The organism is Streptomyces sp. AB3(2024) (genome assembly GCF_041862025.1).
Taxonomy (GTDB): domain Bacteria; phylum Actinomycetota; class Actinomycetes; order Streptomycetales; family Streptomycetaceae; genus Streptomyces.
Window position 1 is genome coordinate 1 of the sequence record NZ_JBGWAB010000287.1, and the last position, 2,190, is coordinate 2,190.

At 77.3% G+C, this 2,190-nt stretch carries 2 protein-coding genes; both read right to left on the bottom strand.

Annotated features, from left to right (window positions below; translation table 11 throughout):
• Positions 1-406: 406 nt before the first annotated feature.
• Positions 407-640: a hypothetical protein gene (locus ACEPPI_RS40345; protein ID WP_373920217.1), complete on the bottom strand. Its 234-nt coding sequence runs from the start codon at positions 638-640 to the stop codon at positions 407-409.
• A 44-nt stretch (positions 641-684) separates the two neighbouring features.
• Positions 685-2,010: an MFS transporter gene (locus ACEPPI_RS40350; protein WP_373920218.1), complete on the bottom strand. Its 1,326-nt coding sequence runs from the start codon at positions 2,008-2,010 to the stop codon at positions 685-687.
• Positions 2,011-2,190: the final 180 nt, after the last annotated feature.

A 2,190-nucleotide genomic window follows, 5' to 3' on the forward strand; every position in this document is an offset into this window, starting at 1 on the left:
GCCGGCTCCGGCGCCGACCGCTCCGTTGGCCGGCGCCGCCTCCGGCCGGTCCCGGTGCCGGGGGGCCGGACGGCACCGCGGGCACCGCCGGGGCGTCGGGGGGGTCCATTGGCCAGGGCGACGCACCGGCCGGCTCGGAAGGCCAGGGCGACACCACGGGACCGGGCGCCACCGAACCGGGCGCCACCGGGGCGGACACCGGCGCGGCGGGAGCCACCACCGCCCGGGGCAGGGGACGGGTGGGGGCCGCCGCGTGGGGCGGGGGGCCCTCGGAGGTCACGTAGGGGCGGGCGAGCCGGCGGTCGGCGGACTCGGGCGCCCTCTCATCGGGGTGTGGGGACACGATCGTCTCCCGGCACGGTCGGGGGCCGGTGCGGCGGTGCGGTACCGGCCCCCGTCCCGCCGGTCAGGCCCCGCGCCGCCGGGCGGCCGGGGCCGTTCCCGCTCCCGCGGCAGGCGCGGTGGCGCCGCCGAACGGGTGCGGGACCGTCGTGTCCGCGCCGGTCGGCGCGGTACCCGCGTCCGGAGTGCCGGACCCGTCGGCCACCGCGCCCCGGGCGGGCGGACCGCCGAGGGCGGCCGGGGGGAGCGTGGAGCGGACGGACATCGACATTCCAGGTATCTCCGAAGTGCGGCTCATGTGGTGCCTCTTGAGCGGACTCTTTCCGTCCGGGGGCGCTCCGGTCAAGCCGGGTGTCCGATCCGCCCCATCCTTCCCTTGTGTGCGGGAGGGACCCGACTCCCCGGTTCCGCCGTCCGGTTGTCCGTGCCCTCCGGCACGCCTGCGTCCGGGCCGGGCCCGCGGCGGCCGTCCCGTCCCCGCAGGAGCGAGAACGCCACCGTCCCCGCGGCCGCCGCCATCAGGGCGGCTCCGCTCAACGGGGCGGCCGGCACCGCGATCCCGTCCACGGCGAGCCCGCCGACGAGCGCGCCCGCCGCGATCGCGAAGTTGAACATGGCCACCATCAGGGCGGAGGCGGCCTCGGCGGCCTGCGGCGCCGCCTTGAGCATCCAGCCCTGCAGGCTGACCGACACCCCGCCGTACGCCAGCCCCCACACCAGCAGCAGGCAGGTCCCGGCGACGGCCCCCGGCAGCAGGGCGATCAGCGTCAGCGCCGCCCCCAGGGTGACGCTGACGGCCAGCAGCGTACGACGCGCGTCGCGCGGGCCGGCCAGGAAGTTGCCCGCGACCCCCGCGAGGCCGTAGCCGAGCAGCAGGGTGCTGACGTAGGAGGCGTCGATGCCGGAGACCTCCCGCAGGACGGGGCGGACGAAGGTGTACGCGGCGAACTGGCCGGTCACCACCAGGAAGGTGACGATCACCCCGGCCCGGACCCCGCGGTCGCGGCGCAGCAGGACGGGCAGTTCGCGCGCGGTGACGCGGCGGGCCGCCGGCAGGGGCGGCAGCAGCAGGAGCAGGGCGGTGGCGGTGACGGCCCCGAGGACGCCGACCGCCGCGAAGGCGGCGCGCCAGCCTCCGAGTTCGCCGAGCAGGGTCCCGGCGGGAACGCCGAGCACGGAGGCGGTGGGGACGCCGCCGAAGATCAGGGCCGTGGCCCGGGGGACGTGGTGCGCGGGCACCAGCCGGACCGCGAGACCGCCCGCGATGGCCCAGAACCCGCCGACGGCGACGCCGACGAGCAGGCGGGCGGCCAGCACCACGGCGAAGTCCGGCGCGAGGGCCGCGACGAGGTTGGCCACGGCCATCAGCGCGACCAGGACGCACAGCACGTGGCGCCGGTCGAGGCGGGCCGCCCCGACGGCCACCAGGGGCGCGCAGAAGCCCGCGACGACCCCGGGGACGGTGACCATGAGGCCCGCCGTTCCCTCGGAGACGCCGAGGGCGGCGCCGACCGGGGTGAGCAGTCCGATGGGCAGCAGCTCGGAGGTGATCAGGCAGAAGATCCCGAGGGAGACGGCCGACACGGCCGCCCATCCCCTGCGGGACTCGGATGCGGGGCCGGGCTCTCGGCCCGGTCCGGGAACACTGGACGCGGCGGGTTCGGTCATGCTCGGCACTCCGTACGGCAGAAGGCGGGCGGACGGGTGAACGGGGCACGGCGGCACCGGGCTCCGGGGGTGGAGTATTCGGAGCCCTCAACTCAGACCGTGTCCTATCTGGTGAGGCGGATGAGTCGTTTGTAGCAGCAGATGGCGGCGGCGAGTCCGAGGAAGGCTAGGGAGATGCGG

What these genes read in the sequence shown, in the direction of transcription:
- ACEPPI_RS40345 (WP_373920217.1), bottom strand. Translation starts at nt 640, where the DNA reads ATGAGCCGCACTTCGGAGATACCTGGAATGTCGATGTCCGTCCGCTCC.
- ACEPPI_RS40350 (WP_373920218.1), bottom strand. Translation starts at nt 2,010, where the DNA reads ATGACCGAACCCGCCGCGTCCAGTGTTCCCGGACCGGGCCGAGAGCCC.